Consider the following 4338-nt stretch of genomic DNA (forward strand, 5'->3'; position numbering starts at 1 on the left):
TTCATCACGTTGACAAGCCTGTTCGATATGGCGCCCTCTGCCATGATGTTGCCGGCGAGGATAAAGAAAGGGACGCCAAGGAGGACGAAGTTGTCAAGACCGTTGAACAACTGCTGTATGAGGGATGTTAAAGGGGTATGGGCGATGAAAAACAGGTAGATCGCCGTTGTGGTGACCAGGACGATGGATATGGGAAGACTGAGGGTGAGGAGGACAAAGAAACAAAGAAATATAATGGTCAGGTTCACGCTTCCCTTTTCCTCACCCTGGCGTAGGGTTCATTTTTTATGAAACTCCTGAAATGTTTGTAGGACTGCACAAAGAACCTGAAGGACATCACGATTGAGAAAAGCGGTATCGAGATATAAGGGATAAACATCGGTATCTGCATGGCAGAACTTGTCACACCGAAGGATTGTAATGTTATAAGATGCTTGATCCCGAAGTAGATAAAGAGGATCGTAGTGCAGCCGGAGATCAGGTATGCCACTGTCTTAAGGAGGTGACTTATCCTGTCGGGCGCGAACTCCGTAAGGGCCTCCATGGAGAAGTGGGTTCCATACTTGACGCCGATGGATGCGCCGAGGTATGTGCAGAATATGATCGTGTAGTTTGCCACCTCTCCAAACCAGGTAAAGGTGTATGAGATGGTATATCTCAGCCCGGTTTCAACGAAGGTGAGCATTGCCACGCCGAGGAGGGTGAACGCAACAAGGGCATCCTCAACTTTGTTCAGTTTCTTTATAAATCTGTCCATTTATTGGGGCTCACGTCGCCCCCTCCACGAGCAGAAGCCCGTGGAGCCTCCTCCTCTCGCCCGAGAACGGGCTATAAATTATCATAGGTCCAATAAGTCATATAAGACCTATAGGACCTATATTCTTTTTTTTGCTTTTTGTTTTTCGCTCTCCGCTGCTACTATTCACTGCCCTTTAATAATAAGGGTTGGCAGGCTGCAGATTTGATCTGTGTAACCTGCCAACCCTGAAATTGCGAACCCTGTTTATTTCTTTTTTGAATAAAAATCTATCTTCTTCATGTAGAAATCGTACAATGCGGCGCCGTAAATGCCTTTGTATTTATCGAGTACCGGTTGTACCGCCTTTTTAAAGGCTGCTCTGTCCGCGGCGGTCAGCACATAGACGTCCACACCCTGTGCCTTTGCCTTTGCCATCGCGTCCGCCCTTCCTTTGGCGTTGCCGTCCCTGTTGGTCTTTACCTGGACCTCTGCCGCCTCCCTGAAGATCTTCTGCTGCTCCGGTGTAAGAGAGTTCCAGAAGGCCTTATTCACAACGACAGGACATTCGGTGAGTATGTGGTGCGTTACGGTTGCGAATTTGTTGACCTCCGTGAATTTCATCAGGATGGAGGTGAAAAGCGGGTTATCCTGCCCGTCGATCACCTTCTGCTGGAGTGCGTTGTATATTTCGGGGAACGGCAAGGGGGTCGGGTTTGCTCCGAGTGTCTTGAATGTATCAATAAATATAGGGCCCTCAATGACCCTGATCTTGAGACCCTTCAGATCATCAGGTCTTTTTATGGGTCTTTTTGAGTTCGTCATATCCCTGAACTCGTTCTCAGTATACCCTATGAAGACGAAACCCTTGGGATCGCATAATTTCGCAAACCGCTCTTTTACCTCTTTATCATCGAGGACATTGTATGCCACAGTGCGGTTTGGATAGATGAAGGGCAGCTCTATGATGCCCATCTCAGGGACAAAATTTGCCAGCACGCTGGCAGTTACCGCGGTCATATGCAGCGTCCCCGCCTGGACCTGTTCCGTCATGGAACGCTCCCCGCCGAGCTGACCGAGAGGAAATACCTGTACCTCGATCTCTCCCTTTGTCTTTTCCGTTACATACTTCGCGAAGGCAACGGCTCCAAAATGCTGCGGGTGAATAGGAGGTCCGACGTGACCGTATTTAACGATCATTTTTGCCTCGCACATGGCAAATGAGGAAAATATAAGTGCTACGCCAATCAATACTGCCAGAACAATCCTTTTCATATCCTTTCCCCCTTCTTTATTATATTGTAGTGATTGACAGATTGTTATATAAAAACACCCTCTTGTCAAACAAAAAAATCCTTGAAAAATGGGTTGACTTCGCAAAATTTGCCGCAGTATGCTAAGAATAATAAAAAGGCTTGTTATGAAGAGCAAAATGGGCATGGCAATGACCGAAGAGGTTTAATATTGACAAAAAGGTGTTAATGTTTTAATAGTTTGTTTGATTCCAAAAAAAATCAGGAGGGGTGGAGTTATGAAAAAGGTTATGTGGTCTTCATTGGCTTTAGTCACCATTTTTAGTCTCTTTCTTTTTATACCGTCATCGTATGCTCAGAAGACGATCAAAGTCGGCATTGTCGATACCTATACAGGACCTGCAAGCACCTTTACGATCGATGTTCGTGATGGTTTTGAGATGGCCGTCAAAAAGATCAACGCAAAGGGCGGGGTCCTCGGAAGAAAGATCGAGTTCACAACGAGGGACGAGAAGTTCAAACCTGATATCGGGATGGCAATGGCAAAGGAACTTGTTTTGAAAGAAAAGGTTGATATCCTCATGGGGACCATCAACAGCGCAACCGCCCTTGCCGTGTCTGATTTTGCGAAGAAGGAAAAGGTCCCCTTTTTCGTCACCTTTTCAAAGAGCGAGAAGATCGTTGTTGAAAAAGGACATCGCTACGTCTTCAATATGAACGAGAATGCTATGATGGCAGGCCGGGCGGCCGGTTATGCCCTTGGTAAAAAACCCTACAAGAAATACTGGATCGCCGGTGATGATTACGAATACGGGCACTCCATTGCGAACAACGTCTGGGAGAATATACAAAAAGTAAACTCCAAGGCGGTCCTTATCGGGCAGACATGGTGGAAGGTGGGAGAAGCGGATTTCACCCCCTATATTACACAGATCCTTGCGGCAAAACCCGACTTTATCATTGTTGCAACCGGCGGCTCCGGAATGGTTAACTTTCAGAAGGCTGCAAAGGCAACGGGTTTAAGTCAGAAGATACCGTTTTATCAGCATACCGCTATTGAGCTTTCTGTCCTGAAACCACAGGGTCAGAACGCACCGGAAGGAGTATTCGGGACAGCAAACTATTTCTTCTATTATCCTGAAACACCGGCAAACAAAGCCTTTGTGAGTGAATTCAAAAAGGCCTATAACAGGGAACCAAGGATCGGCGCGCTCTCGGGATATATGACGGCCCAGTATATAGCAAAGGCTTATGAAAAGGCCGGGGCGATAGACAAAGAGAAGATGGTCACCGCCCTTGAGGGCATGGTGCTTGACAGTCCCGTCGGAAATCTTGAGATCCGCGCATGCGACCACCAGCTGGTGTTGCCCATGTACTTCGGTAAGACAAAGAAGGATCCGAAATACCCGAATTTTCTGGTTGCCGGTGATATCGAGACGATTACAGGAAAGGACTATATGCCTACCTGTGATGAAATCAGAAAGATGCGTAAGTATAAATAATAACGGTTTCGGGTAAGGCCGGACTCCATGGATGTTCTATATGCGATCATTCCTCCAAGGGTTTTAAGCCAGATCTTTGTGGGGTTAAGCAGAACGACGATCCTTTTCATTGTATCCTCCGGCATGAGCCTTATCCTCGGCGTGCTCAGGATACCGAACGTTGCCCACGGATCCCTTTACATGATAGGCGCCTTTATGGCCTATTCGCTCTCAGTATTGTTCGGGGGCGGGGACCTCGGATTCTGGATGGCATTGATCGGCGCCCCCCTCGGGGTTGCGATCGTGAGCCTTGTTGCTGAACGGGGGATCTTTCAGTATCTTTATGAGCGGGAACACCTTATGCTCCTTTTACTTACCTTTGCATTTTCTCTTGTCTTTGGTGACCTTGTCAAGATCGTATGGGGTACGGAGTACAAATCAGTGCCCGTGCCCCAGATGTTTCAGGGTTTTGTCAACCTCTTCGGGGGGCTGCCCTTCCCGTTGTATAACGTGTTCCTCCTTGTTGTTGGTCCTATAGTGGCAATAGCCCTGTGGCTCTTTGTCAATAAAACCAAGATCGGGAAGATCGCACGGGCAGCAGCAGTTGACAGGGAGATGGTAGGCGCTGTCGGGATTAATGTGAGCTGGGTCTTCGCAATCGTTTTTGTTATCGGATGTTTTCTGGCAGGACTTGGCGGTGTCCTTGTAGCGCCCACGGTAAGTGTGACCCTGGGGATGGATCACACACTTATTATGGAGGCATTTCTTATTGTAATCATGGGGGGGTTGGGTAATATCTGGGGGGCCCTTCTTGGAGCGCTTATCTTTGGCCTGGCACAGTCCCTCGGTATTTTAGTATGGTCTCAGT

At 47.8% G+C, this 4338-nt stretch carries 5 protein-coding genes; 2 read left to right on the plus strand and 3 right to left on the minus strand.

All coding sequences use genetic code 11. The features are described from left to right. From PHU49_15190 to PHU49_15200, 3 genes are all read right to left on the minus strand, one after another. Window positions 1-248: TRAP transporter large permease subunit (locus PHU49_15190; GenBank protein MDD5245351.1), on the minus strand; the 248-nt coding region annotated here is incomplete at its 3' end. Further along, on the minus strand, window positions 245-757 hold the full coding sequence (locus PHU49_15195) for a TRAP transporter small permease subunit (GenBank protein MDD5245352.1): 513 nt from the start codon (window positions 755-757) through the stop codon (window positions 245-247). The genes PHU49_15190 and PHU49_15195, both read right to left, overlap by 4 nt. A 246-nt stretch (window positions 758-1003) precedes the next feature. Next, complete coding sequence (locus PHU49_15200; protein MDD5245353.1) at window positions 1004-2011, minus strand: DctP family TRAP transporter solute-binding subunit; 1008 nt, start codon at window positions 2009-2011, stop codon at window positions 1004-1006. Window positions 2012-2267: 256 nt separating this feature from the next. Here PHU49_15200 and PHU49_15205 point away from each other — a divergent pair, with 256 nt between their 5' ends. Together PHU49_15205 and PHU49_15210 are read left to right on the plus strand one after the other, a co-directional pair. Further along, window positions 2268-3491, plus strand: a complete 1224-nt coding sequence (locus tag PHU49_15205; GenBank protein ID MDD5245354.1) for an ABC transporter substrate-binding protein — start codon at window positions 2268-2270, stop codon at window positions 3489-3491. A gap of 27 nt (window positions 3492-3518) precedes the next feature. Beyond that, window positions 3519-4338, plus strand: an 820-nt coding sequence (locus PHU49_15210) for a branched-chain amino acid ABC transporter permease (protein MDD5245355.1), incomplete at its 3' end; no start/stop codon positions are given.

The sequence above is a fragment of the Syntrophorhabdaceae bacterium genome (genome assembly GCA_028713955.1).
GTDB lineage: Bacteria > Desulfobacterota > Syntrophorhabdia > Syntrophorhabdales > Syntrophorhabdaceae > UBA5609.

Bases quoted from the DNA above. Each gene is read 5' to 3' on its own strand.
- PHU49_15195 (MDD5245352.1), bottom strand. From the start codon at position 757: ATGGACAGATTTATAAAGAAACTGAACAAAGTTGAGGATGCCCTTGTT.
- PHU49_15200 (MDD5245353.1), bottom strand. From the start codon at position 2,011: ATGAAAAGGATTGTTCTGGCAGTATTGATTGGCGTAGCACTTATATTT.
- PHU49_15205 (MDD5245354.1), top strand. From the start codon at position 2,268: ATGAAAAAGGTTATGTGGTCTTCATTGGCTTTAGTCACCATTTTTAGT.